This is a genomic window from Mycolicibacterium rhodesiae (assembly GCF_002086695.1).
GTDB lineage: Bacteria > Actinomycetota > Actinomycetes > Mycobacteriales > Mycobacteriaceae > Mycobacterium > Mycobacterium rhodesiae.
Genome location: NZ_MVIH01000005.1, coordinates 301,850 through 328,497 on the forward strand (window position 1 = coordinate 301,850; position 26,648 = coordinate 328,497).

Below are 26,648 nucleotides of genomic sequence, written 5' to 3' on the forward strand. Positions count from 1 at the left end.
AGGGGTGTCGCACGCGCAGGAATAGCCCCGCAGATCGGGGAGTTGGCCGCTATATGCCCAGACAACTGACCGAGTCCGAGCGGCAGGATTTCCTCGCCGCGAAACATGTGGCGGTACTGTCCGTCGCCACCACCGACGGCCGGCCGCCGGCCAGCATTCCGATCTGGTACCAGTACACCCCCGGCGGGGACATCCAGATCTCCACCGGCCCGTCGACGCGCAAGGCGCGGCTGATCACCGAGGCCGGCGCGGCGACGCTGGTGGTTCAGGACGAGGAGCCGCCGTATCGCTACGTCGTGGTCGAGGGCACGTTGGTCGACACCACCGACCCGACGCCGCCGGAGGTGTTGGAGAAGACGGCGGTGCGCTACCTCGGTGAGGAAGGCGCGCGTCAGTTCCTCGAATCCATGGCGGGCCACGCCAACGTGTTGTTCACGATCCGGCCGGACCGGTGGCTGACCGCTGACTTCTCCGACGAGCTGTAGCCGTCGGCCGATCCGGGTCTCCAGTTGGGATCGGTAGCCGTCCGGTAGTTCTTCACTTCTCTCATCGACGCCACCGAGGCGGCGGACAACGAGAGGAAGAACCCCATGAAGATCGTGCCGACTCCCATCGCGCAGCACATCGACCGCGTCGAGCGCCAGCACAGTCTCTACATCGCCATCAGCACCGGCCTGCTGGCCTTCTGGTCGATCTACCGGGTGCTCTGGTCGATCTACCTGGCGGTGACCTACAACGTCATCTTCGGCTCGCTGGTGTTCCCGATCGTCCTGTGGGGCGTCATCGGTGTGGTCGCGGCGATGGCGTCGATCGGTTTTGCAACCCGTTACCTCAAGGGATCGGCCACCGGCTCCACCGAGACCAACCAGGTCTGATCCGGCGTTCCCCTGGTGCCCGCGCGCGTCGCGGGCACCAGCGCGTGCTGAAACACGATGCGTCGGGCGTGCGATAGGACGGACAGCACACCGGTTTTGCCGCAGGCACGCCGACGGCCGATGTGTGCGACGATGCCTCTACGCCAAGGGGCAACCCTTCGCAGGGAGATCGAGAGGACCGCCGGATTCATGACTGAACGGCACCGCACCGCGACACTTGTCCACGCAGTCGCCATCGCGAGCTTCACCGTCGGCGCTGCGCTGGCCGGAGCCGCGACGGCCGCCGCCGACCCGATGACACCGACGCCGATTCCGGTCCCGTCGGATCCGGCCGCCGTCCCGCCGGGCCAACCCGTGGCGATGCCGGTCGATCCGGCGGCTCCGCCCGCGCCCGCACCCCCGCCGCCCGGGGCGCCGCCCTCGGTGCCGGAGATTGCCAACCCGAGCTACGGTTCGCAGAACACCCCCGGCATCCTCGGGTCGCTCAAGGACATGTGGCACAACGTCCGCGACCCGTACTACGGGCCCGACGAGTCCGCATCGGCCAGCGGCTCGGTCGCGCCGCCGCCGGGTGCCGGAGCGCCGCCGCCGCTGCCGCCGGGATACAAGTCGTATACCGCGCCCGGTTCGGAGGCGCCCCCGAGCGAGTACGGCCCCGGAAAGCCACCGCCGCCCGGGACGCCGGCGCTCCCGCCGGGCTATTACTCGCTGAACGGTCCGCCGCCGCCGGGATACGAGTTCAACACCCCCGGCCAGCCGGCCCCGATCACCGCGACGCCCGCGCCGACGCCGTAGCGCCGCGGGTCCGCGAAGTTCCGGGGTAGGGGATTACCCGGACCGTCTGCTGGTTATATTTGCTAAGTATTCGCACATCGCCTGAACGTTGGAGTCTGCATATGGCTGTGATCAAAACCGCGCTGAGCATTGCGGCACTCGCGATCGGGCTGACGATGGGCGCCGCACCGGCGATCGCGATCGCGGACCCGCCACCGCCGGACCAGAACGTCGGCGAGCCGGCTCCGGACTGGGCACCGCGCAAACCGGCTGAAGTCTGGGCCGGGCATCCCGTGGTCTGGACGCACATGTGGGGCGGCCGCTGGGGTGTGTGGATCAACGACCAATTCATCACGTTGTCGTCCAACCCGGTCACCAACGGCGGCTGAGCGTTTCCCGGCAGCGAGTCTCACTCGTCACATTCGCCGTCCAATCGCGGGCTGGGGTGGATACTGCGTTGTGGACCGCTATATAGTTAGTCCGCTTAAGGTTTTAGGGATTGGGGCAGGAGAACGATGGCTGGTTTGATGAGTCGCGCGAAGTTGGCAAGCCTTGCGTTGAGTGCGATGGCCGCAGCCGGTGTCATCACCGCCGGCCCCGCCGCCGCCGATGCCAGCGACGACTTCCCGATCCCGCACCGCATCATCATCACCCAGTGCGATGTCGAGCAGTACATGGCTGCAGCGCGCGACACCAGTCCGGTGTACTTCGAGCGATACATGATCGACCGCAGCAACCGGCCCGCCGATGTGCAGCAGATCGCGTTCGATCGCATCCACTGGTTCTTCTCCCTCGACCCGGTCGCGCGCCGGCAATACTCCGAGGACACCGCGACCAACGTCTACTACGAGTTCGTCGCGACCCGCTGGGGCAACTGGGCCAAGCTGTTCTTCAACAACAAGGGCGTCGTGGCCAAGGCCACCGACGTCTGCATGAACTACCCGCGCGGCGACATGTCGGTCTGGGACTGGCCGGTCGCCAGGTAGCCTCGGCTAATTCCCGAGCGGCGGTAACACCGTCGTCAATTCCAGCTATGTACAGGCATCAACGGTGATGCCCCAGTATGTAGGTGGACTATGAAGCAAACCCAAGCGATCGCGATCGCCGCCCTCGTGACCTGCACGTCGATGATCTCGGCGACTCCGGTCGCCGCCGATCCCGCGCGAGTGCCCTGCGGGGTACTCGACCAGATCCGCGAGAGTCTCGACAACGACATCAATGCCGGCATCGGCGGGGTTCGGATCGTGATCAGCTCGCCCTATGCCAGCGGAGCCGCGCAGCAGCGCGACACCAACGTGAAGCTCGCCATGATCAGCCACGGCGTCCACTACATGGAGGACATCAACGGGGCGGGCATCGTCCCGGGCCTGGCTCCGGCCCTGGTCGACCTTCGGCGGGCCAGCGACGACATGCGAGACGCCGTGGGCGCGCTGTTCGTCGTGTCCCCGGGTTACGGCTACGGCCTTGGCTACGGGAGTTACGGGCCGACGGTGTCCAACGCCTGGCCACAGCCATCCACCTGGACCGCCATCGACTATGCGGACCAGAAGAAGGACGACATCTACGCGCTGGTGAACGGCCTACAGGGCACCTGTACGCCGTAGTCGGCTAGGAAGCGCTGAGGATCTTGATGGCGAAGACCAGCGTGTCGCCCGGCAGGATGCCGGCCCGCGGCTGGCCCTGCGGGTAACCGTCGGCGGACACCATGGCGACGGCGACGGTCGACCCGACCTTCTGGCCCGCGATCGCCTTCTGGAAGCCGGGAACCACGCCATCGAGCGAGAATTCGGCCGGCTCGCCCCGTTGGTAGCTGCTGTCGAAGACGCTGCCGTCGCGGCCGTTGACACCCTCGTAGCAGACCGAGACGGTGGCCGTCGGTGCGACGACGGGTCCGGTACCTGCTTGCAGCGTGTGCACCTCGGTCGCGTTCACGCTGAAGGGGGCGGTCACCGCTACGACCGGTGCCGCGGTGTCCGTCGATCCGGTGACAGCGACACTGCCGGTCACGCCGGGCAACGTCCACTCCGGGGTTCCCGGGCTGGCAGGCGCAGCGGTCGGGCAGGTGGCATCCGGACCGGCTGCCTGCGTGACCGTGGCGGAGACCGCCGGGACGGTCGAGGACTTGCTTGCCGACGGGGTGGTGTCCGAGCCGCAGGCCGCAAGAGTCACGGCAAACGCGGCGGTGCAGGCACCGAACGCAACAACAGAGGGCAGGCGGGAGAAGTTCACGCTCGTCACGCTACAGCGGATTGATCCGGCAAAAGTCTTGGCTCACACCGAACTCATTCTCAGCAAAGCCTCAGATGGCGTAGGCAAACTGCTTTCAGGCGCCTCGAGGGCGCAGACGGTTCTTGTCACGAGAAAGCGAAACTGAACGCAATGGACTACAGGTCAGGACACTCGCCGCAGGAGGGCCACTACCCGTGGCAGCCGAAAGATTCTGTGGAACATTCTAATTCAGGACAGGGCCACCCTGGCGGATATCAATACGGTTACGGCGTCACCGACGGCACGCAGATGTATCCGCCCCCTTACGGGGCTCGGACCCGGGATGGGAGATCTGCGTCACAGCAAAATCACCGGCAACGGATGAAGTCGCGGGTGGCCGTTTTGATCGGTGGTACGGCCGTGGTCGCGATGATCGCCGGCGCCGCTGGGGCAGTCGCCGTGGTGGACCACTCCGGGCACCCGACGGCTACCGCACAAGGGCAACTTGTGCCCGGGACGCCGAAGAACCCCGCCGTGGCCGGCCAGCCGGCCAGCTCGGCACCCGTCGGTTCGGTCGAGCAGGTCTCGGACAAGGTACTGCCCAGTGTCGTGAAGCTGCAGATCACCACTGGTCAGGGGCGTGAGGAAGGATCCGGGATCGTCCTGAGCTCCGACGGGTTGATCTTGACAAACAATCACGTCGTCGCCGCCGCAGCACAGGCCGCGGGAAGCGGTCCGATGCCTGCCGACGATTCGTCGGACGGCCAGTTCCCCGGTGGCGGGGGCGGCCGGTCGCTCGGCCAGGGCGGCGCAGGCATGGAAGCAACCGTGACGTTCTCTGACGGTCGGACCGTGCCGTTCACCGTCGTGGGCGCCGATCCTGCCGACGACATCGCGGTGGTCCGCGCTCAGAACGTGTCTGGCCTCACCCCGATCACGATCGGCTCGTCCAAGGATCTGAAGGTCGGCCAGAACGTCGTCGCGGTCGGCTCGCCGCTGGGTCTGCAGGGCACCGTGACGACCGGCATCATCAGCGCGCTGGACCGGCCGGTCGCAACGGGTGACGAGCAGTCCGGCCAGCATTCGGTCATGAGCGCGATCCAGACCGATGCGGCGATCAACCCCGGCAACTCCGGTGGCGCACTGGTGGACATGAAGGGCGATCTGATCGGGGTCAACTCCGCGATCGCATCCCTTGGCGCCGGCCAGGATTCGCAGGCGGCCCAGAGCGGATCGATCGGCCTGGGCTTCGCGATTCCGGTTGACCAAGCGAAACGCATTGCCGACGAATTGATTTCGACCGGGACCGTGCAGCATGCCTCGTTGGGTGTCCAGCTCAGCTCCGATGACAGCGCGCGTGGTGCGGTGGTCGCCGGTGTTGCGGACGGCAGCCCGGCCGCAGCGGCAGGTATGTCGAAGGGTGCGGTGATCACCAAGGTCGACAACACGGTGATCGACGGCCCGGAGTCGCTCGTCGCGGCCATCCGGTCCAAGGCGCCCGGCGACAACGTCACGCTGACCTACAACGACCCGTCGGGTGCATCACGCACCGTGCAGGTCACCCTCGGACAAATTCAGTCCTAGCCGCACAACCCATCTCGAGATGGACGGTAGCTATTGGCTACCGTCCATCTCGGCGTTGGGGAAGACCGATGATGAACCGCACCGCGTGACATGCGCCGACGGCTGTGCGGTCAGAGGATCAGCCCGGACACGGGAGAGGGTCTGCGGCACGACGAACGCCTCAGCCACCCTCGCTCACCGGGACTCGACGATCCGCGCCGCGCTGTACGAGTTCGGCTGCCTGAGGGGATAGTTCCCCATTTGTTTGCCCCATGCGCTAACTTGGCGGGGTGTCGAGGGGAGCACACGTCGCTGTGCGCGCACTGCGGGTGCCACTCGTCTTGATCGTCGGCGTTGCAGTGGTCGTCGCGGCGATCGCGTTCCGACCGCGTTCGGACGCACGGCTCCCGCAGCTGATTTCGGGCCCATTCGCGTTGCTGCTCGCCGCGGCGACGAATCTGGGCGACTCGCAGGCGCGCAGCGTCGAGCTGACCGCGGAGCTGCCCGACGCGCAACGCCCGGACCGGCTCGACGCATGGGCGACGGCCAACGGATTGTCGGTTCGCTGGCAGCCCGGTCAGCGCTGGGCGGTGATCGCCGGCCCGCCGGCGCGCGTCGCCGCGGCGTTCCAGGTCTCCGTCCACGACTTCCGCGAAAAGGCCGGCCAGGTGTTCTACGCCTCGCCTCAGCAGCCGGGAGTCCCGGCGTCGTTGCGTGACAAGGTCACTGGTCTCGGGCGGATCCTCAGCTATACGCCCTACCACTCCAACAGCCCGTCCTTCCGTCCGCTGGACGTACCCGACCACAGCCTGCCGCCTGACTCATTGCGGACCACGTACAACGTGCGCCCGCTGACCGAGGCCGGTTACACCGGCAAGGGTGGCACCATCGCGGTCTTCGGGTTCGACGGATTCGATCAGGCCGACTTGGACATGTTCACCGCCACCTATGGCTTGCCGCGGCTCGTACCCGAGGTCGTCGGTGGCGTGCCCGAGCAACGCACTGGCGAATCCACGATGGATTTGCAAGTCGCTCACGCGATCGCGCCCGACGCACGCAAGGTGCTGGTGAACGCCAGGACGACGGTTGCCGGGGGCAGCACTTACGTCAAGATCGCCGAACTGATGCAGTCGGTGGACCGGCAGTTCCCCGGGGCGGTGTGGAGTCTGTCCATCGGTTGGGGCTGCGACAGGCTGATCACCGCAGCCGACCTGGCCCCGATCCGGGGTGCGATCTCCACCGCACTTGCCCACGGCACCACGGTGTTCGACGCGAGCGGCGATCTGGCCGGTCTGGAATGCAAACGGGGCCACGACTGGTCGGCACCGCCCGGACCCGCCGACGTGGGCCTCGACGCCGTCGCGTCGCTACCCGAGGTGACGAGTGTCGGCGGGACCACGCTGTCCACCGACGAGAACTACCGGTGGCTGGGCGAACAAGCCTGGAGCGACGGTCCGTTGACGCAGGGGAGCGGCGGAGGGGTGTCCAACCTCTTCGACCGGCCGCCGTGGCAGGCCGGTGTGACCACGACGACCAACACCGTTCGGCGGTTGACGCCCGATGTCTCCGCGGTGGCCGACAACTCGACCGGTGCGGTCATCGTTCAGCAACAGCAGCTGGTCGTCGGGGGTGGTACGTCGCAATCCGCACCGATCTGGGCCGGTATCGCCGCAGTGATGAACCAGTTCCTGGTCGCCAACGGCGGCCGGCCGGTCGGCGAGCTCAATCCGATGCTCTACCGACTGAAGGCCGGTGCGGCCCGACCGGCATTCCACGACATCACGTTGGGCACCAACGCCGTTGCGATTTCACAGGCGGGCTACGACATGGTCACCGGCTTGGGCAGTCCCGACGTCGACAACATGGTGCGCGACATCCTCGATGTGCAACGGTCCCCGCGATGACCGATCAGCCAGGCATCGCGACGATGCCGTGCCCGGCCTGCGCCCACGACGTCCCCGCGGGCCGATTCTGCGTGCGCTGCGGCGCACACCTGTCGGTGGCTTCGGATGAGCGCCCCAGCCCGCTGCGGGTAAGCGACTCTGCTGCTGCGCCGGGCGAGAACGTGCTCCAGCCGTCGATCGTCAGTTCGATGTTCCCGCACCTGCCGAGCCGCTCGCGGGTGGCATTCCGGTTCGCACTGGGGCTTCTGCTGGCCGTGCTCGTCGCGTTCTGCGTCATGCAGTGGTACGTGCCGATGCTGGCGCTGGCCATCTTCGCACCGCCCACGCTCATCGCGATCTATCTGATCGAGTCTCGGCTGTTGACTGACCTACCCGCCTGGGTGTGGGTGCTGACCGCCGTCCTGGGTGCTGCCGTCGGGGTGGCGTGGGCGACCTTGACCGGCGCTATCGTGGCCGAGTCGTACAGCCTCGGGCTGGGTGCGCAGATCCCCACCACGCGTCTGCTGGTCGACGCGGTGGTGATTCCCTTCGGCGGCTTGCTGGCAATGCAATTGCCGGTGATCGTCGTTCGGTTGCTGCGGCCTCCGGTGCGAGAGTCGTTGCACGGCGCGGTGATCGGTCTGCTGGGTGGCGCGATGTTCCTGCTCGCCACAAACGTGATCAGGATGATTCCGCAGTTCGGGGACAGCGCGGTGACCGGCGATCTGCCGGTCGAAGACCTCTTGCTCCAAGCCGGCGTGCGCGGAATCGGGGAGCCGCTGACGGGCCTGTCGCTGAGCGCCCTGATCGGTGCGTGGCTGTGGTACGTCAACCGCCGCAATCTGCGCACGGTGGCGATCGGCGGTCTCGGTTTGATCATCGGCGCCGCGGCGTACGCCTGCGTCGGCCTGGCCCAGGCCTACCGGCTGCCGCCGTACCTGCAGTTCTCCGTCCACATCGTGTTCGCGGTTGCGGCGGTCATCGCCTTGCGACTGGCGCTTCAGGTCACGATGTTGCGAGACGAGGATGTCGACACCTACCCGGCGCTTCCGATTCTCTGTGTGTGGTGTCAGCACGTGGTACCCGACACCAAGTTCTGCCCAGCCTGCGGTGTCGCCGCACAGGCGGCGTCGCAGACTTCCCGGGCCGAGCGTCGAAAAGACCGCCCGCAGCTGCAGATTGCGACGGCGGAATCATGAGCGCCCCGACTGCGCCGCACACATCAGAACTCTATCCCGGTTACGCCGTGGAGCCGGGTGCGTACACCGCTGGGCCCCAACGGTTTACCCCGTTGCGGCGCATGCTCGTGCCACTGGTCGTCACACTGGGGGTCCTGGTCGGAGCCTCGACGGCGGCCTGGGCGGTGGCCGGTGGCCCGTCAGTGCGTTACGCGTGCCCACCCGATTGCGGGCGGCCGCCGACGGGTGTGCCGGTTCAGGCGAGCCCGCGTTACGTGTCTGCGGACGGCGGGTTCTCGGTGTCCTATCCGGCCGACGGCACCGCCTACAAGGTCACCAAGCAGAACGACGGCGTCTCGGCGACGTACACCGGGGGCGACGGTGGGGTGATGGAGCTGTTCGGCGTCCCGGCCCAGGGCCGCTCCGCCGAGGAGGTCATCGACGATCTCCTCAAGGACAAGCAGCCCGACGCGACGGTGGCCTACGTCCTGCCCAACTCGACGGTCGGTTACCAACTCGGGTTCGGTGAAGTGCTCGACGTCTACCCGCAGGGCGGAGCCGGGGCGTCCCGCACGCGGATCGTCGTGATGGCGGCAGTGAAGAATGACCTTGCGCTGGTGGCTGCTGCCATCGGTCCGTACCGCAAGTTCGCACCCGGCAACGGGCCCGGTGTGCCGTCGGGCGCGAATCTGGAACTGGCGCAGGATCTCGGCAAGTACGTGAACAGCTTCCTGTGGAAGGGCGATCCGCCCCGATAGGGCGTCGTACGCTCAACGGCGATGCTCGAGAGATCCGAGATTCGCTTCCTGCCGGTCGGCGAGCGCCGTCTGGCCTACGAGGTGCGCGGCGACGGTCCGGCGCTGGTGGCACCCGCCTGGTGGGTCAGCCATCTCGAACTCGACTGGCAGAACCCCGGCGTGCGGCGGTTCTGGGAGGGCGTCGCGGACGGTTACACCCTGATTCGCTACGACCGGCTCGGGGTCGGAATGTCGGACCGCAGGATGCAGCGGAGCGATCTCAGTCTCGACGGTGAAGTCGCGGTGCTGCGTGCGCTGCTCGACGAGCTCGGGCTCGATCGGGTGTCTCTGATCGGCGGGTCGTCGGGCAGTTGCGCGGCCACGGCCTTCGCCGCCGCTTTCCCTGACCGCGTGGAGCGGCTGGTGTTGTACGGGTCCTACCCGCACGGTGAGGAGCTGACGGCCCCGGGAGTTGGCGACGCGATCGTGGCCGCGGTGCGCGCGCACTGGGGTCTCGGGTCGCGGATGCTCAGCGACATCTTCCTCGGCAGCGCCGGGGCGGTGGAGCATGAGCGATTCGCGCGGCTGCAACGTGAGTCGGCGTCTGCGGACACCGCCGCCGAACTGCTGAGCCTGGTCTACCGCTTCGATGTCCGCGCACACCTTCCGCTGGTGCGTCAGCCGGCGACGGTCGTGCATCGGCGCGATGACCGCGCGGTGCCGTACCGGCTCGGGCGCGAGGTCGCGGCCGCTATCCCGAATGCGACATTCATTCCGCTGCAGGGGCAATCGCACTTTCCCTGGCATGGTGACGTCGAGTCCGTCATCCGGGCCTGCCGTCAGGGGCTGATGCCCGAGCAGTCGGCGGAGCCCGCAGCCGACCGTGGGTCCGTGCTGCTGTCCGCGCGGGAACGCGAGATTCTCGCCTGTGTCGCACACGGTCTCGGTGATCGCGAGATCGCCGAGCAACTCCAACTGAGCCCGCATACCGTGCACCGGCACGTCGCGAACATCCGCCGCAAGCTGGGGGCGACATCCCGCACGGCCGCGGTCGCGCAGGCGGCCCGCCTCGGGTTGGTCTGACGTTACGGCGTTCGCAGCGGCCATTTCTGCAGCAGACCCTCGACGCGGTCGGCGCCGTGGCGCACCCCGCCGGTGGCTTCGAACCCGGCTGCCACCGCGGCGGCTCCCTCACCCATGGTCATCGCCTCTTCGACGGCAGAGCGCAGGCGCCCTGCGGTGAGCCTGCGGGCCGGCAAACGTGTCCCGCACCGCGCGATCTCTACCCGGCGAGCCACTTCGAACTGATCGCGGCCGAAAGGCACCACACAGACCGGAATTCCGCGCGCCAAGGCCTTTTGGGTGATGCCCATCCCGCCGTGGGTGATGACGCACACCGTGCGATCCAGGATCGCCGAGTGGGCGGTGAAGCGTGACAGGGTCACGCCGGGACGTTGCCGCACATCGACGTTGCCGCCGCCGGGCAGCGTCGCGACCACGTGCACCGGCAGCCCTTCCAGTGCGTCGATGGCGGTGCCGACGAGTTCGTTGTCGGCCTGGGCCAACGACGAGGTTGTCACCAGCACGATGGGGGCCTTGATGTCGTCGAGCCAGGATTCGTCTCCGGTGCGTGGTGGGTCGAACGCGGCCGGACCGATGAGCTCCACGTTCGGGCCCCAGTCGGTATGCCGGTACTCGAACGGCTTCCCGGTCGCGATCAGCAGCGCCGGGGCTCGTCGCAACAGCTGGCCTGCGCTGCGCACTGAGGGCAGCCCCAAACGTCTTCGCACCGGCGATATTTCGGATCTGAACGGCACATCGAACACCACGCGGGTCACCAGCTGTATACCCCAGTCGCGCACGAAGCCGATCGCCCCGGGCCGGGGTGCGACGCCGGCGCCGAACGGCGCGGAGCCGGGGGATCGCAGGTAGGGGATGAACGGACTGAGCACCGCCCACGGTCCGTGCATGGTCTCGGCCGCCGACTGGGCTCCCCAGCTGTTGGCGTCGATCACGCAGATGTCGGGCTCGACATCGTTGACTGCGGCGCGGAAGTCGTCGACTTCGTACTGGGCGCACTGGCCCAGCACACGCACGGTGTTGCCTGCCGCGCGCAGCACTCCGCCGGTGGCCGGGCCCGCGCTCTGCAGCGTCTCGATGCGCGGATCGACGGCCTCGGCATCGAAGCCCAACTGGCGGCACAGCTCCACTCCCGCAGCGAGGGTGCGCACGTGCACCCGGTGACCGCGCGCCGCGAGCTCGGTCAACAGCGCGCAGAACGGGAAGAGGTGGCCCAGCGCGGGTGCGGTGTAGGCCAGTACTACCGCCATCGCGGCTCGGGCCGGGTCGCGGCGAAAAAGCAGACCACTCAACGGCTCCTGTCTCGCAGGCGGGCCGCCCAGGCCCGTCCCAGGCCGGCAGCGGCGACGACGACACGCTGCGAAGTGCCGACGGTGGCCCGCTGCGTGAAGATCTCGAAGTCCAGCGCTTCGATACGCGACAGGATTTTCGAGTACAGGGTCAGTGCGGTGTCAACACAGGGACGGGAAATCGGTGCCAGCATGGCGATTCCCGGCTGGGCTTGCGCGTACACGGCGCGGGTGAGCGCATGCTGTTCCATCAGCGCCGAACGTACCCGTGCATCGGTTCGCCGGTGCGCCTGACACCACGAGAGCAGCTCGCGGTCGACTCCATGCGCGGCCAGCTCGTCGGCGGGCAGATACACCCGGCCGCGAGCAAGGTCTTCGTCGACATCGCGCAGAAAGTTGGTCAGCTGGAACGCTTTTCCCAGTGCCGCGGCGTAGGGCGCGGCCTCCTCGCGCGGGACGACGGTGCCCAGTACCGGCAACGTCTGGAACCCGATGACCTCGGCTGAGCCGTACATGTAGCGTTCGAGAGCGCTGCGATCCGGATAGTCGGTGACGGTGAGGTCCATCCGCATCGAGGCCAAGAAGTCGTCGAACAGCTCCCAGCCGATCTGGTATCGCCGTGCCGTGTCGACGACTGCCGCCAGGATCGGGTCGTCGTCACACGGTTCGTGATCGACCAGACCGGTGAACAGTTTGTTCGACAGCGCGGTGAGCTCGGAGGTGCGCTGCTCCGGACTCAGGCCGGCGTCGCGGTCGTCGAGGATGTCGTCGGCACGACGAGCGAAGGCGTACAGCGCGTGCACGGCCGGGCGCTGGTAGGGGGCCAGCAGCCGGGTGGCCAGAAAGAAGGTTTTGCCGTGGCGGGCGTTGAGCACGCGGCACTGCCGGTAGGCCTCACGCAGTGCGGGCTGACGGACACCGGCGGCGTCGAGTTCGTAACCGATCATGGGCGGTCTCACCGCGCCTTCGGACGGTCGGCATACATCAGGCCACCCGCACTGTGCACGCATGCGCCATGCCGGTCAGTGCGTTGCGCGGCTGCTCCGGAATCTGAACGCCGTCAAGCAGATTCAGCGCACGCGTACGCAGCTGGAGAATCCGGTCCTCGACCCACTGCACCGCGCCGCTGGCATGCACCAATGAGCGCCAGCGCTCTACGGCGTCATCATCCAGTTCGGGTAGGGCTCGCAGCTCGTCGAGCTGCGATCGCACTCGTCGGTCGGCCAGTTCGTGGGCTGCCACCAGCACACTGGTCGCTTTGCGGGACTCCATGTCGGTACCCGCCGATTTCCCGGTCACCTCGGGCGATCCGAAGACACCCAGCACGTCGTCGCGCAGCTGAAAGGCTTCGCCGATGGCCGCACCGTATCCCGACAGCGCGTCGAGGACTGCGGCGTCACACCCGGCCATCTCCGCGCCGAGCTCCAGTGGGCGCCGCACGGTGTAGTTCCCCGATTTGCGGCGCAGCATGTCGAGTACGGCATCCAGCGTCGGCAGGCCGCCGGAACCACCCACCAGGTCGGCACACTGCCCGACCGCCAGCTCCACCCGCATATCGTCGTAGCGCGGCCACACCCTGGCCAGGGAATCGGCATCGACGCCGCTGCGCCGCAGCATCTGCTCGGCCCACACCAGGCAGAGGTCGGCCAGCAGCGTCGCCGCCGACTCGCCGAAACGGTCGGCGGGCCCGCCGAGGGAGCGGTCGCGATGCCATTGCCGCAACCGCACGTGGACCGAGGGCTTGGCCCGGCGCATCACCGAACCGTCCATCACGTCATCCTGGATGAGCGCGAATGCGTGGAGCAACTCCAGGCTGGCCGACGCCCGCACTGCGGCCTCGCTGGGCCCGGCACCCGACAACCAGCCCAGGTACATGAACGTCGAGCGCAGATATTTGCCGCCGTCCACGAAGTCCTGCAGTACCTCGCCGGCGATATCGATCCCCGAGTGCGCCAGCCGCGGCACACACTCGGTCCGCACGAAATCGCCCACGTGGGCGCGGGCGGCGCTACGCGCGACGTCGAGCAGCCGGGTCGACTCGGGCGACAGCTGACTGCTGGTCTGCTGCGCACCCGGTTGCCCGGCGACGTGGGTCATCAGTGGTGTGCCGGCTCTGTCACCGCTGGTCAACGGCCTGACCCCTTCCTGAGACAAACGATGGCATCCATCATTCGGAGTCGACGCCGTCATGGATGGGTTCTTTTTTCGCCCGCGTCGGCGACGGCGTCTGATGACCGGGGATCCGGGCATGCCAGCGGGCAATCGGGGCCGGTGCCCACCAGTTGTGCCTGCCCAGCAAGTGCATGAAGGCGGGCAGAAGCATCATCCGCACCACGGTGGCGTCGAGGACGATTGCCAAGGTCAGACCCACCCCGAACATCCGCATGAAGGACACCTTCGCCGCGAACAGCGCGCCAAACGAGATCGTCATGATCGCGGCGGCGGCCGTGACCACCCGACCGGTGTGAGCTAAGCCTTGTGCCACGGCTTCGTCGTTGGCGAGCCGAGTCCGATCGCTGGCCAGCCAGAATTCGCGGATGCGCGCGACGATGAAGACCTCGTAGTCCATCGACAGCCCGAACGCGATGCAGAACAGCAGGATCGGCATGTTGGCGACCAGCGTTCCGGTGACCGTGGTGCCCAGCGCTCCGAGATGGCCTTCCTGAAACACCCAGACGAGCGCACCGAACGACGCCGTCAATGACAGCAGCGTGAGGATCAGTGACTTGACCGGTAGCACCACGCTGCCGGTCAAGATGAACATCACCGCGAACATGACCACCGCGATGATGCCGAGCACCACCGGCAGCCGTGAGGTGATCGCGGCAACGCTGTCGAGGCCCACCTGCGTCGCGCCGGTCAGCCAGACGTCTCGGCCGCCGGGGCCGGGCAGCGCCTCGACGGCGTGGACGGTGTTGACCGCCGCGGGGGAGAACGCCGGCTCGGTGGTGCTGACCGTCAGAAAGGCCGAGCCGTCGCGCACGCCCGCCATTCCCGACGGAGGACCCGCGCGGACCCCCGCGGCGAAGACAGCCGTCGGCGTGCTCACCTCGGCGACCCCGGGCACCTGCGACACGGCCATGGCGTAGGTGTCGATGTCCTGGCTTGACACCCCGCCGGCGTCGGGCATCACGACCTTGATCGCGCCTTCGGCATTCTCGGTGAAGTCGGTACGCAGCATGTCGCCCACCCGGTGAGCCGATGCCGAATTCGGCAGCACCCGTTCATCGGGCAGACCCCACCGGACGCCGAGGAAGGGCAGGCACAGGGTCAGTAGCGCTGCCGACCCCAGCACGGCAACGATCCCGGCGCGCCGCGTCATCAACAGCGTTGTGCGATACCAGAATCGGTCGTCGGCGCGCCGGTGTCTGCCACCGGCGTCCCGTGCGGTCAACCGGCTGCCCAGCAGGACGATCGCCGCAGGCGTGATCACCATGGCGGCAAGGGAACACAGCGCCACGGTGGCAACGCCGGCGTAGGCGAACGACTTCAGGAAGTACAGCGGAAACACCGCCAGCGCCGCCATCGACATCGCCACGGTGAGCGCGGAGAACAGCACAGTCCGGCCCGCCGTCGCCATGGTGGCGAGCAGGGCGGCACCCGGTTGCGCGCCGGCGGCGATCTCGTCGCGGTACCGGCTCAGGATGAGCAGGGTGTAGTCCACGGCCAAGGCGAGCCCCAGCGCCGCGCTGAGGCTCAGGGCGAAGACCGACACATCGGTGATCGAGGCGATGACGCGGAGCAACGCCAACGAGCCCACGATCGAGAATGTGCCGACCGAGATCGGCAGCAGCGCGGCCCACACGCCCCTGAAGACCCAGATCAACACCACGAACGTCAGGGGTATCGCGATCGACTCCATGACCACGACGTCGCGCTGGGTCTGAGAATTGATCTGCGAGAAGACCATCGCCGAGCCGCCCGCCAGCACGTCGATCTGGGGGTATTTGCCGTGCAGGCTGGCCGCGACGGCGTCGGCCAGGCGCTGCGCGTGCCCGGGTGCGGCGTCCTCGCCGCCACGAAGACCCACCACGACCAGTCCGGACCGCCCATCCGTGCTGATCAGCGACGCGGACACGGCCGCAGGCGCCGTCCACGGGGAGACCACCGCAGTGACGGAAGGGTCTCTGCCCGCGCGGTCGGCGATGGCCGTCCCGACGGCGCGAGCGGCCGCGCTCTGGGCGTTCTGCGGGTCGGTGACGGTGAATACGAGTTGCATGTCGCCTTGGCCGAACGTGTCGGTCAGGATGCGCGTCGCCTGCGCGGATTCGGCGTCGGGATCGACGAAGCCGCCCGCTTTGAGGTTGCCCGCCGCCGAGGCGCCGAACAGGCCTGCCGCGATCATCACGAACACCGCGCACGCCACGATCCGACCTGGTGCTGCCAGGGCCAGCAAGGTCATCCGGTGCAGCACAGCGGCTTACCTCGCTTCCCGACCGAAGGCGACCATGTACCGACCAGCTTGTGGAAGATCGCCGACCCGCGAAACCGAACTGACGCCTTCGTCACTGAGATGTCACGGTTGGCCGATCCCGGGCCGCCGTGCTTGATGTGGGCCACCCGGGTGCAGCAGAGTGAGGTGCGGATCGGGTCGATCGGCGAACCGGCGCTTGTGACCGACAGTGATGCAAAGGAGCGTGTTGGTGATGCAGGTAAGCATGTTCGGGCAACTCAGCGGAACGGGCAGCGACTCACCGATCGATGCGACGATCGCCAACCTGGCAATGCTGCGTGACGAGGGCTTCAAGCGGGTGTGGATGAGCCAATTACCCTACGAGCCAGATCTTTTCGAGGTGCTTGCGATCGCCCTGCACGAGGTCGACACTATCGAAGTCGCCAGCGGGGTGGTGCCGATCCAGAACCAGCATCCGATGCTCATGGCGCAACGCGCCCTCACCCTGAGTCTGGCTTCGGGCGGCCGATTCACGCTGGGGCTGGGGATGACCCATCAAGCGGTCACCGAAGGCATGTGGGGGATCCCGTGGGACAAGCCGGTACGCCGGCTCAACGAATACCTCGACGGTCTGTTGCCCCTGTTGGCCGGTGAGCCCGCCGACGCGGCAGGGGAGACGGTGACCACCCGGGGCGCCCTGATGATCTCGGGGGCACCCCGGCCCGAGGTGTACATCGCGGCCCTCGGTCCACAGCTGCTGAAGATCGCCGGCCGGCGGACCGCGGGAACCTGCACGTGGATGACCGGACCGAAGACACTGGCCGAGCATGTCGGACCGGTACTGCGTGAGGCCGCGGAGGGCGCCGGGCGAACCGGCGCGGTTCGGGTCGCCGCGTCCCTTCCGATCAGCGTCACCGACGACGTGGACGCGGCCCGCGCGCAGGCGGCCGAACAGTTCGCCGTCTACGGTCAGCTGCCGTCGTACCGTGCGATGCTCGATCGTGAGGGCTACGCCGGCCCGGAGGATGCCGCCATCATCGGTGACGAGGAGACGGTGCGTGGCCGACTCGACGAGCTGGCCGCGGCCGGTGTCGACGAGTACGTCGCCGCGACGTTCGATTCGTCGGCGGAGGGCCGGGCGCGCACCCGGGCTCTGCTGCGCGCCTACGACGCGTAGGTCAACCGCCCGGCGTCCGCGACGCCGATGAGCCGCAGTGCCAACGCCGAACGCGGCGCCGGCCATCCCGGTGCGCCCCATTTGTACCGGTGAGATAGATCACTTGACATCGGTGGAATCGCAGGTAGTGGAACCCGCTTGTAGCAGGCAGAAGCCGCTCGAGGATGGGGACGATCTGATGAATACACCACTGGCCCGCATGATGAACGCGACCCGCACGGGCGCTCTTGCCGCATTCGCGTCGTTCGCAGTCGTCGGCGGTTTGTTCGCCGGTCCCGCCGCCACCGCCAACGCCGCCGAGGACTCGTGTGCCGCAGTCGAGGTCGTCTTCGCTCGCGGCACGTTCGAGGCGCCCGGCGTGGGTGCCACCGGTCAGGCGTTCGTCGATGCGCTGAGCGCGCGGCTGCCGGGTAAGACGGTCGAGGCCTACGGCGTGAACTATCCCGCGTCGCTGAACTTCGGACAGGCAGTCGACGGAGTCGCGGACGCGGCCAACAAGATTCAGTCGGTCGCAACGGAATGCCCGTCGACCAAGATCGTGCTGGGCGGCTACTCCCAGGGCGCGGCGGTCGCCGGCTACACCACGTCCAGCTCGGTTCCGGCCGGAGTCACGTTGCCCGCCAGCCTCTCCGGACCGTTGCCTGCGTCGGTGGCATCCCATGTCGCGGCGGTGGCGCTGTTCGGCACCCCCGACGACTGGTTCCTGGGCCTGGCCGACCGCAGCGCGCCCCAGATCTCCATCGGCAGCGCGTACGCCGGCAAGACCGTTCAGCTGTGTGCCACCGGCGACCCGGTCTGCTATCCGGGCGGGCTGGACCGCAGCGCCCACAGTTCATACAAGAGCAACGGCATGGCCGATCAGGCCGCTGACTTCGTGGTGAGCAAGCTGGGCGGCCCGGCGGCGGCGGCGACGCTGGTGCAGACCGCGGCGCAGGTCGACGCAGCCAACTGACCCCTTCACCCGACGGCCGGATGCCAGTCCGCACGGACTGCGTCCGGCCGTCGGCTTTCCGCGTCGCTCACCCGGCACTCTGATCGCGACGATCGGACTCCGACTCCGCCTCGCGACCCTGGTGCACCGGCGACTGCCACGTATACGGCTCCTCGGGGTGGCCGGACCCGCCCAGAATGAAGGTGCGGTCGCTGCGGTTCGCCCGTGCGATGGACGCCAGCCATGTTGCGACAGTGCTGAATCGGTTGCGGACGCCGGTGAGGAATGCGATGTGGATGAAGCCCCACCCGAGCCAGCCCGCGATGCCCGTCAGCTTGATCGGACCGGCCTGCAGTAGGGCGTGGCCGCGGCTGATGTAGGCCGCGGACCCGAGGTCGCGGTAGCGGAAGCTCTTGCGGGTACGTCCACCGAGGTCCCGCTTGATGCACGCCGCGACGTGCAGACCGCCCTGCATGGCGTTCTCCGCAACACCGGGCAGTCCGTCGCGGCCGGCGAGGTCGCCGATGACGAACACCGTCGGATGCCCCGCCACCGACAGGTCGGGCTCGACTGAGATGCGGCCCGACCTGTCGGTGCGCGCACCCAACACCTCGGCGGCGTGGCGCGCGAAGGGCACCGCCTCGACCCCGGCCGTCCACAGCACCGTGCGCGCCGCGTAGTCCTTGTCGGGCCCGCCGGCTTTCGAACTGACGGTCACCCCGCCGCGGCGCACATCACTGACGTGGACACCGAAATGCATTTCCACGCCCAACTTCTCGAGTTCGCGCGTCGCGCGGTCGGTCAGTGCGGGAGCGAAGCTCTTGAGTACGCGATCCCCGCCGTCGAACAACAGCACCCGGGCTTCCTCAGGTTCGATGCTGTGGAATTCGTTGGCCAGTGCCCGCGTCGCGAGTTCTCGGATCTGCCCGGCCAATTCGACACCGGTGGGTCCGGCGCCTGCGACAGCGAACGTGAGCCACTCGTCGCGCTCGGGGCCGGGCGGCAAGGTCTCGGCGATCTCGAACGCCGCGAAAACTCTGCGGCGGATGCTGAGCGCATCGTCGAGCGTCTTCATACCCGGCGCCCACGCGGCGAATTCCTCCTTCCCGAAGTAGGACTGTCGCATGCCGGCCGCGATCACCAGGTAGTCGTAGTCGATGTCGAACATCGTCTCGTCGGGACGACGGGCCGTGACCCGACGCGCGTCGGCGTCCAGGCGGATGGCTTCGCCCAGCAGTGTCGTGACATTGCGGTGATCCGCCAATTCTTCGCGCAGGGACCGGCTGATCTGCCCGATGCTGAGCGTTCCCGTGGCGCATTGATACAGCAGCGGCTGGAAGACATGGCAGGCGGCACGGTCGACCAGCGTCACGTCGACATCGAGTCGCCCGAGCCGACGGGCGCAGAACAGGCCACCGAAACCGCCGCCGATGATGAGTACCTTGGGTCGCTCGTCACCCATGTCGAATCACCCTCATTGTCGTTGGAGTACCCGTTCGGGAAAGAGATGGATACGGCCTACCCGATTGATTTGCCGGTTGAACGCCGACCGTACTCAGTTGCGCGATAACGGTCCCGGCCGCCGCGCCATTCTGCCACGATATGGGGGGCTGACGCCGCGGGGTGGAGGGGAGCGCGTTGTCGCTTTTGAGTCACCGCCTGCGTTGCGGGCTGTCTGTCACGGTCGTCGCCGCGGCAGCGTTCAACGCGCTCGGTCTGTGGGGAGTGGCGACGGCGCTGCGGGTGCAATTCGCTCTCGAGGCAATCGTGTGTGTCGCCGCACTGATGGTCGGCCTGGCCGTGATCCCGCGAGTGACGGGGTTGTCCAGGTGGTGGCGGACCACCCTTCTCACCGCGGTGGCCATCTTCTTGGGGTCCGAACTCCTGTGGCAGCTGACCGGTAACGCCGATCGCCATGCGACCGCGCCGTGGTGGAGCGTGGTCGGTTATTTCGCCGGGGCGTTCTTCTTCTGCGCGGCGATGGTCCTGCTGATCCGCGCGGGCCGCGACCACGACGTGCCCGGCCGGGCGCCTGCGTGGCCACGGATCTTCACCACGCTGCTCGACGGGCTGATCAGTGCGCTGTCGTTCGCTCAGTTCATTTACGTCGCCCGGCCCGCCGCTGTGGACAGCAGCTCGCTTCCGCGATCGACCAACACCGCGGTCATCTTCGGCATCGCCATCGTGGAACTCGTCGTGGTCATGGTCGCTGTTCTCATCGCGATGTGGTACCCGCCGTACCGCTTGGGGCGGGCCAACTACATGCTGCTCGCGGCGGCGGTGATCACCCTCGTGTCCTCCGACCGGCTGTTGGCCTACCTCCGCAGCGTCGAGGTGACGAACCTGGACCTCTGGATCGGCACCGGATTCGTGTTCGCGCCACTGCTGATCGCGTGGAGCCTGCTCGAACTGCCGCCGCGGCCCCGGCCGCAGAACGAACTGCCGACCAACTGGGCGCAACTGACCCTGCCCTATGTCGGCTTCATGGGTAGTACGGCACTCCTCGCGTTCCAGGTACTCGTCGGCCGCGGCATCGACATGTTCTTCGCGTCCACCTATCTCGGCCTGGCGTTGCTCGTCGCCACCCGCTACGTGGTGGCGATGCGCGTCCAGCGGGAGCTGACCGAACAGCTCGTCGACGCCAAACGACGGCTCGCTCATCAGGCGCACCATGATGCGTTGACGAACCTGCCGAACCGCTTGCTGCTGGCGCAGCGGCTGGACGACGCGATCCGAGATGGGCCGTTCGTGCTGATTTTCGTCGACATCGACGACTTCAAGGAGGTCAACGACCGATTCGGGCACGCGGCCGGTGACGAGTTGCTGTGCGCGATCAGCGCCCGCCTCCGCAGCTGTCTGGGGCGCGACGACACGCTCGCTCGCATCGGAGGAGATGAATTCGCCATCCTGATCGCCGGTGAGGTCGGAGCACCGGAGATCGTCGCGGACCAATTGCGCGTCGCTCTTCGGAGCCCGTTCTCGGTGCACGGGACGTCGATCCGGGTACGGGCGAGCATGGGCCTGGTCAGCCCAGGGCATCACGGTCTGCCGCCGACGTCGGACGATCTGCTCCGGCAGGCGGACATCTCGATGTACACCGGCAAGCGAATGGGCAAGGACACCGCGGTGGTCTACCGGCCGGCGTTCAGCGTGTCGGAGGATTTTCCGACGGCGCTGCGGCAGGCGAAGGGAGGAGCTCCGCACGGGTTCCGGTTGAAGTACCAGCCGATCGTCACGCTCCCGCACGGCAGGCCGGTCGCAGTGGAGGCGCTGGCGCGGTGGACGACGGCGAGCGGGATGCAGATCCCTCCGCAGACGTTCGTCTCGCTGGCTGAAGCGAACGGCCAAGGGGCACAACTAGATTCGTTGGTTCTTGATCAGGCTTGCGCGGAGATCGCGGCCGCCGGCCTGGACTTGGATGTGCACGTCAACATCGGTGCCGCGCGCCTCGGCAGTGCTGAATTCGAAGGCATCATCGGCCGCACGCTCGCCCGGCACGGCCTACCGGCCGCCCGACTCGTTCTGGAGATCACCGAGACCGTTCCCATCGTCGACCTGGTCGAGGGGGCGGCGGCCATCAGACGCTTGAACGACCTCGGCATCAGAGTCGCCCTGGACGATTTCGGCGCCGGTTACAACTCGCTGACGTATCTGCACGAATTGCCGGTGCAGATCGTGAAGTTGGATCGCGGGCTCGCTCTGGGCGTCGATCCGGCACGCAATCTCACCCTCTACCGGTCGGTCATCGGATTGTGTGAAGCATTGAATCTCACCGTGATCGCCGAGGGTATCGAGACCTCCGACCAGGCGGAGACCATTTTCCTGGCCGGATGCGGGCTCGCTCAAGGTCACCTGTTCGGACGGGCGACGGAGTTGTCCGATATCGGGGTGTCGCTGACCGCGCGGTAGTACGTCAAGTACGCCGAAACAAAGGCGCGGCCAACGTGATTCAGGCCGCGGACTTCTCCAGGATGTGGACACCGCACGCCGACCCGAGCCCGATCACGTGGGCCAGCCCCACCTTGGCGTTGGCGATCTGCCGATCGCCGGCCTCGCCACGCAGATGGTGGCAGATCTCCCAGATGTTCGCGATGCCGGTCGCCGCGATCGGATGCCCCTTGGACTGCAGACCACCGGACACATTGACCGGCGTCGAGCCGTCCCGCCAGGTGGCGCCGGAGTTGAAGAAGTCGGCGGCGCCGCCTTCCTCGCACAGCATCAGGTTGTCGTAGTGGACCAGCTCGGCGGTCGCGAAGCAGTCGTGCAACTCGACCAGGTCGAGGTCCTTGGGCCCGATGCCGGCCTGCTCGTAGGCGGTGGCGGCCGCGTTGCGGGTCAGGGTGTTGACGTTCGGCAGCACCTGGCAGCCCTCTTCGTAGGGGTCCGAAGTCAGCACCGACGCCGACACCTTCACCGCGCGCCGACGTTGTTCGGCCGACAGTGTTTTGAGCGTTTCGCCGTTGCACACGATCGCCGCCGCGGCGCCGTCGCAGTTGGCCGAGCACATCGGTCGGGTGTTGGGGTAGGCGATCATGACGTCGTTCATGATCTGCTCGAGCGTGAAGCGCTTCTGGTAGGCCGCCAGCGGATTCAATGTCGAATGCGCGTGGTTTTTTTCGCTGATCTTGGCGAACAACTCGAAGCTGGTGCCGCCGTACTTGTGGCCGTATTCGGTGCCGATCTGAGCGAACACGCCGGGCATCGCCTCGGTGCCGATCCGCCCGTCGATCGGCGCGACGGCGCCGAAGCGCCCGGCCGGCTGCCAGACGTCGGAGTCGTCTTTCTTCCGGCCGCCTGCACCGAGAAGTCCTGCGCCAGACAGCTTTTCCACACCGACCGCCATGCCGTAGCGCACCTCGCCGGCCTTGACCGCCATGATCGCGGTGCGCAGCGCGGTGGCCCCGGTGGCGCACGCGTTGGCCACGTTGTACACCGGTATCCCGGTCTGCCCGATCTGCTTCTGCAACTGCTGGCCGATCCCGGCGCTCGCGTTCATCAGGTTGCCGGCGGCCAGCACGCCGATGTCGGCCATGGTCACACCCGCGTCGGCGAGCGCAGCCATCGCGGCCTCGGCGGCCAGGTCGACGGTGTCGGAATCGGCGTGCTTGCCGAATTTGGTCATCCGGATACCGAGGATCCAAATGTCGTCGCTGGCACTCATGGCATCTCCTTGGAACGGTTCGGTGGCGGGGGATCAGGCCACGGGCTCGAAGCCGAAGCCGATGGCCTCGGTTCCCTGTGCGTCGGCGCCGAGCGAGTAGGTGCTCAGACGCACCTTCATGCCGTCGTGGACGTGTTCGGGATCGCGCTCGACGTTGACGAGATTGGCACGCACCTGCGTGCCGTCGCAGTCGATCACCGCCGCGACGAAGGGGACAGGCACGCCCGGTGCGGCGAAGGTGACGATGGTGAACGTGCGCACGGTGCCTTCGGTTGCGACGGGGACCGTCCGGAACTCGGTGGCAAAACAGTTGGCGCAGGCGTTGCGCCGGTCGAAGAATCGAGCGCCGCACGCCGTGCATTCGTGGGCCACGAGATGGGGTTCACCGTCGTCGAGCACGAGGTAGTCGACCATCGGGATGCGCTCGGCCATGTGAACCTCCGTCCGTAGGTCCTTGTGACGCTAGCGAAAGGCCGGGGACGTCCACCGGGTGGGGTGTGCCGACAGCTCAGCCGTAGGCCGAGTCGAGGAATCGGCTGCGCACATCGGCGGTCGGGGTCGGGCAGGTGTCATGCCGGCCGCCGATGCGGTACCGCACAGCCGCGAATCGTTCGTAGAGCCAGTCACGCGCGGCCGGTGGGATCACGTACGCCGTCAACGCCAGCCGCCACCAGCCACCAAGGTATGCCGCAACCTGCAGCAACGCCGTCGAGCGCAGGTATACGGTCTCGCTGGGTTGTCCCGCGTCGCGTACGAAGACCGCAGTGTCCGCACCGGCCAGTTCGGGGTGCCGAGCGATCGTGTCGCGGGCGAAGTCACTGTCCAACGCGGCGAAGCGCAGAGTCCCGTGCTGGTCGTACCGAAGAATGGTGCGCACCGCGCTGTTGCAGACCCCGCACACACCGTCGTACAGCAGTACCGGGGCGGTCGGGGAGTTGTCTGCCGGCGTCATCGTGACCTCCCTTGCCCACGCAGCGATTCGGCCTCCATCATCCCAAAACGTGCCGGGTTCAGCTCCGTTCTGTTCCTGACGTCACAGGGGTGCCCGCACTGATGGGATCGGCGGCCTGGGTGGCCCTCCGCAGCACGTCGTCGGCTGACAAGGGGACGCTGAAGTAGAAGCCCTGCACCACATCACAGCCGAACTCGACGAGGCGCGCGGCGACGTCGGCGTCTTCGACTCCCTCGGCGACGACGATCAAGCCCAATTCGTGAGCGAGCGCGATCACCGCGTGGACCACGGTAGCCACCCGGGCATCGTCCAAAATCTGGACGACGAGCCGCCGGTCCAGCTTCACCTCGTCGACTGGCAGCTCGCACAGGTAGGACAGGGTGGAGTAGCCAGTCCCGAAGTCGTCGATGGCGATGCGAATTCCGCTGCGGCGCAACTGGTTCAGTACATCGCGGGTGCCTTCGATGTTGCCGAGCACCAAGTCTTCGGTGATCTCGACGGTCAGCGCGCTGGCGGGCAGGCCCCGGTCCTCCAGCGCACGACGGATACGGGCGGGCAGATGCGGGTCGGCAAGCAGCGGTGCCGACATGTTGACGGCGATCGGCAGATGCACGGCGGCCCGGTGCCATCCCTGCGCAGCGTCGAGCGCGGTGTTGAGCACCAGATCGGTGACGGGGCGCATCAGGCCGTGATGGCGGACGAGCGGCAGGAATTCGCTGGGGCTGAGCAGTCCGCGCCGGTGGTGCGGCCAGCGGACCAGGGCCTCGACACCCACCATGTCGCCGGTGAGGAGGTTGAACTTGGGCTGATAGGCCAATGTGAGCTCGACGGAGTCGATCGCTTGACGCAACTCACCCAGCAGCTGGACCGCGGCCGCATCCTCGGTGGACGGGGTGCTGCGCAACCGATGGCTCACGCCGTCGTCGGGGGAGGTGGCCAGCTGCAGATCGCGGGTGAACCGGTGCACCCCGATGGTGCGGGTCTTCTTGGCCGCATACATGGCTGTGTCAGCGCGTTTGACCAGTTCTTCGGCCGATACCCCGGGTTCGTCGGCACCCGCGACGGCCAACCCGACACTGGGCCGGATGAACAGTTCTTGGCCATCGATGGCGAACGGCTTGTCGAAGGACTCCGCCACGCGCTGTGCGATCTGATCGGCGTGCTTGTGCATGGGGTCGTCGTCGACGAGGACCACGAACTCGTCGCCGCCGAGACGTGCGACGGTGTCGCTGTTGCGGACACATCCCAGGATTCGTTCGCCGGCCCGGTTCAGCAGTTCATCGCCGGCCGGGTGCCCCAGCGTGTCATTGACGAGCTTGAAGTCGTTGAGGTCCAGGATGATCAACGCCACCGCGCCGCTGTCCCGCTCGCGGCGCTGCATCGCCTCCTCGAGCCGGTCGGAGAACATCGCGCGGTTGGCCAGGCCCGTCAATGGATCACGCAGCGCCTGCTCGGCCACCGTGGCGAGCAGGCGGCGGTTTTCCCGCACGGCCAGGTACTGGCGGCCCAGAACAGCCAGCATCAGCAGCGTCCCGATCGTCCCTACCAGCGGCGTTTGAAAGACAGTGGCCGGTTCGGCGGCGGCGACGATACCGGCAAGGAGAAGCGGCGCATAGGGGAACCACACCGACGCCCAACCGGCCAGGTTGGCGTGGGTGCGTGGCCGGCGAACTTCGTCACGGCTGGCGGTGGCGGCCACCATGATGAGCATCAGGCCGGCGACCCATCCGATGTCGATCAGGTTCCCGCTGGAGTAGTCGTTCTTCGCCGACAGATAGGCAAAGCCGCTGTCGGACAAGGCGATGAAGACCATCGCGATGGTCAGCAGAGTCGACACTCCGCGCTGATCGTCGGCAGCCCGCAGCCACGCCATCGCCGCGATCGTCAGGACCACCACGTCCGAGAGCGGGTACGCCAGCGAGATGATCACCGCCGGCGCACCATCCGAATTGGCGGAATAGATCGGGCTCAGGATCGTCACCCAGCTCACCAGAAAAAGCGACCCGGCAACGATCACCCCGTCGAGCAGCGTTCGGGTCCGGGACTGGCCGCTGTCGGCGGGGAACAACAGCAGGCCCACGCCGAAGCCCACCGGCATGATCAGATAGGCCGCGTCGGCCAGGGAGGGGAACGGGGGTACCTCGAGAGCAAGTTCGTAGTACGTCCACAGCACCTCGCCCAGCGCCCAGCCGACCATCCCGATCGTGATGGCAACCCACGCGGCCCGCAGCCTGCCGTGCAGCGCTCGCGCCGCCAGCGCCGTGAAGACCGCCGCAGGAATCGTCAGCAGCACGAACACGATGTCGTCGACCGCCTTGACGGCATCGCCGTGCGATCGCCCGCTGAGCGCCCAGACTACGAAGGCCGCGAAGATCACCGAGGTACCGATCGCGACCCGGGCGGTCTTGGGCATCGCGGCCCCTTCCTGCACCGCCCGGTGGCACGAC

At 67.5% G+C, this 26,648-nt stretch carries 24 protein-coding genes; 14 read left to right on the forward strand and 10 right to left on the reverse strand.

What is annotated here, in order from left to right:
* The first annotated feature begins 53 nt into the window (after positions 1 to 53).
* The 6 genes from BST42_RS13755 to BST42_RS13780 all read left to right on the forward strand — a co-directional run bounded on the left by BST42_RS13755 (position 54) and on the right by BST42_RS13780 (position 3,253).
* Complete coding sequence (locus BST42_RS13755) at positions 54 to 485, forward strand: pyridoxamine 5'-phosphate oxidase family protein (RefSeq protein WP_083119340.1); 432 nt, start codon at positions 54 to 56, stop codon at positions 483 to 485.
* Positions 486 to 590: 105 nt separating this feature from the next.
* Positions 591 to 875: a hypothetical protein gene (locus BST42_RS13760; protein WP_083119342.1), complete on the forward strand. Its 285-nt coding sequence runs from the start codon at positions 591 to 593 to the stop codon at positions 873 to 875.
* A gap of 189 nt (positions 876 to 1,064) precedes the next feature.
* Positions 1,065 to 1,670, forward strand: a complete 606-nt coding sequence (locus BST42_RS13765) for a hypothetical protein (RefSeq protein WP_083119344.1) — start codon at positions 1,065 to 1,067, stop codon at positions 1,668 to 1,670.
* A gap of 101 nt (positions 1,671 to 1,771) precedes the next feature.
* A complete protein-coding gene (locus tag BST42_RS13770) occupies positions 1,772 to 2,038 on the forward strand; it encodes a hypothetical protein (protein WP_083119345.1) in 267 nt (88 codons plus the stop codon).
* Between the two features lie 138 nt (positions 2,039 to 2,176).
* Positions 2,177 to 2,635 carry a DUF5078 domain-containing protein gene (locus BST42_RS13775; RefSeq protein WP_237159411.1) on the forward strand — a complete coding sequence of 153 codons (459 nt, stop codon included), beginning with the start codon at positions 2,177 to 2,179 and terminating at the stop codon, positions 2,633 to 2,635.
* Between the two features lie 90 nt (positions 2,636 to 2,725).
* Positions 2,726 to 3,253, forward strand: a complete 528-nt coding sequence (locus BST42_RS13780; protein ID WP_083119348.1) for a hypothetical protein — start codon at positions 2,726 to 2,728, stop codon at positions 3,251 to 3,253.
* A 4-nt stretch (positions 3,254 to 3,257) separates the two neighbouring features.
* Here BST42_RS13780 and BST42_RS13785 read toward each other — a convergent pair whose 3' ends face one another.
* The gene (locus BST42_RS13785) at positions 3,258 to 3,887 is read right to left on the reverse strand and encodes an FKBP-type peptidyl-prolyl cis-trans isomerase (RefSeq protein ID WP_083119350.1); all 630 of its coding nucleotides are present in this window, start codon (positions 3,885 to 3,887) and stop codon (positions 3,258 to 3,260) included.
* A 279-nt stretch (positions 3,888 to 4,166) separates the two neighbouring features.
* Between BST42_RS13785 and BST42_RS13790 the strand changes: the two genes are divergently transcribed.
* The 5 genes from BST42_RS13790 (at position 4,167) to BST42_RS13810 (ending at position 10,301) form a co-directional block, all read left to right on the forward strand.
* Positions 4,167 to 5,441, forward strand: a complete 1,275-nt coding sequence (locus BST42_RS13790) for a S1C family serine protease (RefSeq protein WP_083119352.1) — start codon at positions 4,167 to 4,169, stop codon at positions 5,439 to 5,441.
* Positions 5,442 to 5,710: 269 nt separating this feature from the next.
* Positions 5,711 to 7,324 (forward strand): S53 family peptidase, encoded by a 1,614-nt coding sequence (locus tag BST42_RS13795; protein WP_435406035.1) that lies wholly within the window; start codon positions 5,711 to 5,713, stop codon positions 7,322 to 7,324.
* A complete protein-coding gene (locus tag BST42_RS13800) occupies positions 7,321 to 8,502 on the forward strand; it encodes a hypothetical protein (protein ID WP_083119354.1) in 1,182 nt (393 codons plus the stop codon). Before BST42_RS13795 ends, BST42_RS13800 begins: the two co-directional genes overlap by 4 nt.
* A complete protein-coding gene (locus BST42_RS13805; RefSeq protein ID WP_083119356.1) occupies positions 8,499 to 9,239 on the forward strand; it encodes a hypothetical protein in 741 nt (246 codons plus the stop codon). The genes BST42_RS13800 and BST42_RS13805 overlap by 4 nt, the downstream gene beginning before the upstream one ends.
* Before the next feature lie 21 nt (positions 9,240 to 9,260).
* A complete protein-coding gene (locus tag BST42_RS13810; protein WP_083119358.1) occupies positions 9,261 to 10,301 on the forward strand; it encodes an alpha/beta fold hydrolase in 1,041 nt (346 codons plus the stop codon).
* Between the two features lie 2 nt (positions 10,302 to 10,303).
* Here BST42_RS13810 and BST42_RS13815 read toward each other — a convergent pair whose 3' ends face one another.
* Genes BST42_RS13815 through BST42_RS13830 form a run of 4 tightly spaced genes read right to left on the reverse strand, consistent with a single transcriptional unit; the run spans position 10,304 to position 16,001 of the window.
* Positions 10,304 to 11,548, reverse strand: coding sequence for a glycosyltransferase (locus tag BST42_RS13815; protein WP_083119360.1), 1,245 nt, complete (start codon positions 11,546 to 11,548; stop codon positions 10,304 to 10,306).
* 38 nt (positions 11,549 to 11,586) lie between these two features.
* Complete coding sequence (locus BST42_RS13820) at positions 11,587 to 12,534, reverse strand: phytoene/squalene synthase family protein (RefSeq protein ID WP_083119362.1); 948 nt, start codon at positions 12,532 to 12,534, stop codon at positions 11,587 to 11,589.
* A 37-nt stretch (positions 12,535 to 12,571) separates the two neighbouring features.
* Positions 12,572 to 13,717, reverse strand: coding sequence for a polyprenyl synthetase family protein (locus BST42_RS13825; RefSeq protein ID WP_237159413.1), 1,146 nt, complete (start codon positions 13,715 to 13,717; stop codon positions 12,572 to 12,574).
* A gap of 37 nt (positions 13,718 to 13,754) precedes the next feature.
* Positions 13,755 to 16,001: an MMPL family transporter gene (locus BST42_RS13830; protein WP_207569497.1), complete on the reverse strand. Its 2,247-nt coding sequence runs from the start codon at positions 15,999 to 16,001 to the stop codon at positions 13,755 to 13,757.
* 232 nt (positions 16,002 to 16,233) lie between these two features.
* On the opposite strand from BST42_RS13830, the gene BST42_RS13835 reads away from it, so the two are divergent.
* Positions 16,234 to 17,157, forward strand: a complete 924-nt coding sequence (locus BST42_RS13835) for a TIGR03564 family F420-dependent LLM class oxidoreductase (protein WP_083119718.1) — start codon at positions 16,234 to 16,236, stop codon at positions 17,155 to 17,157.
* Positions 17,158 to 17,335: 178 nt separating this feature from the next.
* Positions 17,336 to 18,109: a cutinase family protein gene (locus BST42_RS13840; RefSeq protein WP_083119366.1), complete on the forward strand. Its 774-nt coding sequence runs from the start codon at positions 17,336 to 17,338 to the stop codon at positions 18,107 to 18,109.
* A gap of 67 nt (positions 18,110 to 18,176) precedes the next feature.
* Here the strand turns inward: BST42_RS13840 and BST42_RS13845 are convergent, their stop codons facing one another.
* Positions 18,177 to 19,550 carry an NAD(P)/FAD-dependent oxidoreductase gene (locus BST42_RS13845; RefSeq protein ID WP_083119368.1) on the reverse strand — a complete coding sequence of 458 codons (1,374 nt, stop codon included), beginning with the start codon at positions 19,548 to 19,550 and terminating at the stop codon, positions 18,177 to 18,179.
* A 176-nt stretch (positions 19,551 to 19,726) separates the two neighbouring features.
* Here BST42_RS13845 and BST42_RS13850 point away from each other — a divergent pair, with 176 nt between their 5' ends.
* Positions 19,727 to 21,997, forward strand: coding sequence for a putative bifunctional diguanylate cyclase/phosphodiesterase (locus BST42_RS13850; protein WP_110918611.1), 2,271 nt, complete (start codon positions 19,727 to 19,729; stop codon positions 21,995 to 21,997).
* A 40-nt stretch (positions 21,998 to 22,037) separates the two neighbouring features.
* Here the strand turns inward: BST42_RS13850 and BST42_RS13855 are convergent, their stop codons facing one another.
* The 4 genes from BST42_RS13855 to BST42_RS13870 all read right to left on the reverse strand — a co-directional run bounded on the left by BST42_RS13855 (position 22,038) and on the right by BST42_RS13870 (position 26,614).
* Positions 22,038 to 23,249 carry a thiolase family protein gene (locus tag BST42_RS13855; RefSeq protein ID WP_083119371.1) on the reverse strand — a complete coding sequence of 404 codons (1,212 nt, stop codon included), beginning with the start codon at positions 23,247 to 23,249 and terminating at the stop codon, positions 22,038 to 22,040.
* Positions 23,250 to 23,282: 33 nt separating this feature from the next.
* Positions 23,283 to 23,681 (reverse strand): Zn-ribbon domain-containing OB-fold protein, encoded by a 399-nt coding sequence (locus tag BST42_RS13860; protein WP_083119373.1) that lies wholly within the window; start codon positions 23,679 to 23,681, stop codon positions 23,283 to 23,285.
* 76 nt (positions 23,682 to 23,757) lie between these two features.
* On the reverse strand, positions 23,758 to 24,201 hold the full coding sequence (locus BST42_RS13865; protein ID WP_083119375.1) for a thiol-disulfide oxidoreductase DCC family protein: 444 nt from the start codon (positions 24,199 to 24,201) through the stop codon (positions 23,758 to 23,760).
* Positions 24,202 to 24,259: 58 nt separating this feature from the next.
* A complete protein-coding gene (locus tag BST42_RS13870; RefSeq protein WP_083119719.1) occupies positions 24,260 to 26,614 on the reverse strand; it encodes a putative bifunctional diguanylate cyclase/phosphodiesterase in 2,355 nt (784 codons plus the stop codon).
* Positions 26,615 to 26,648 lie beyond the last annotated feature (34 nt).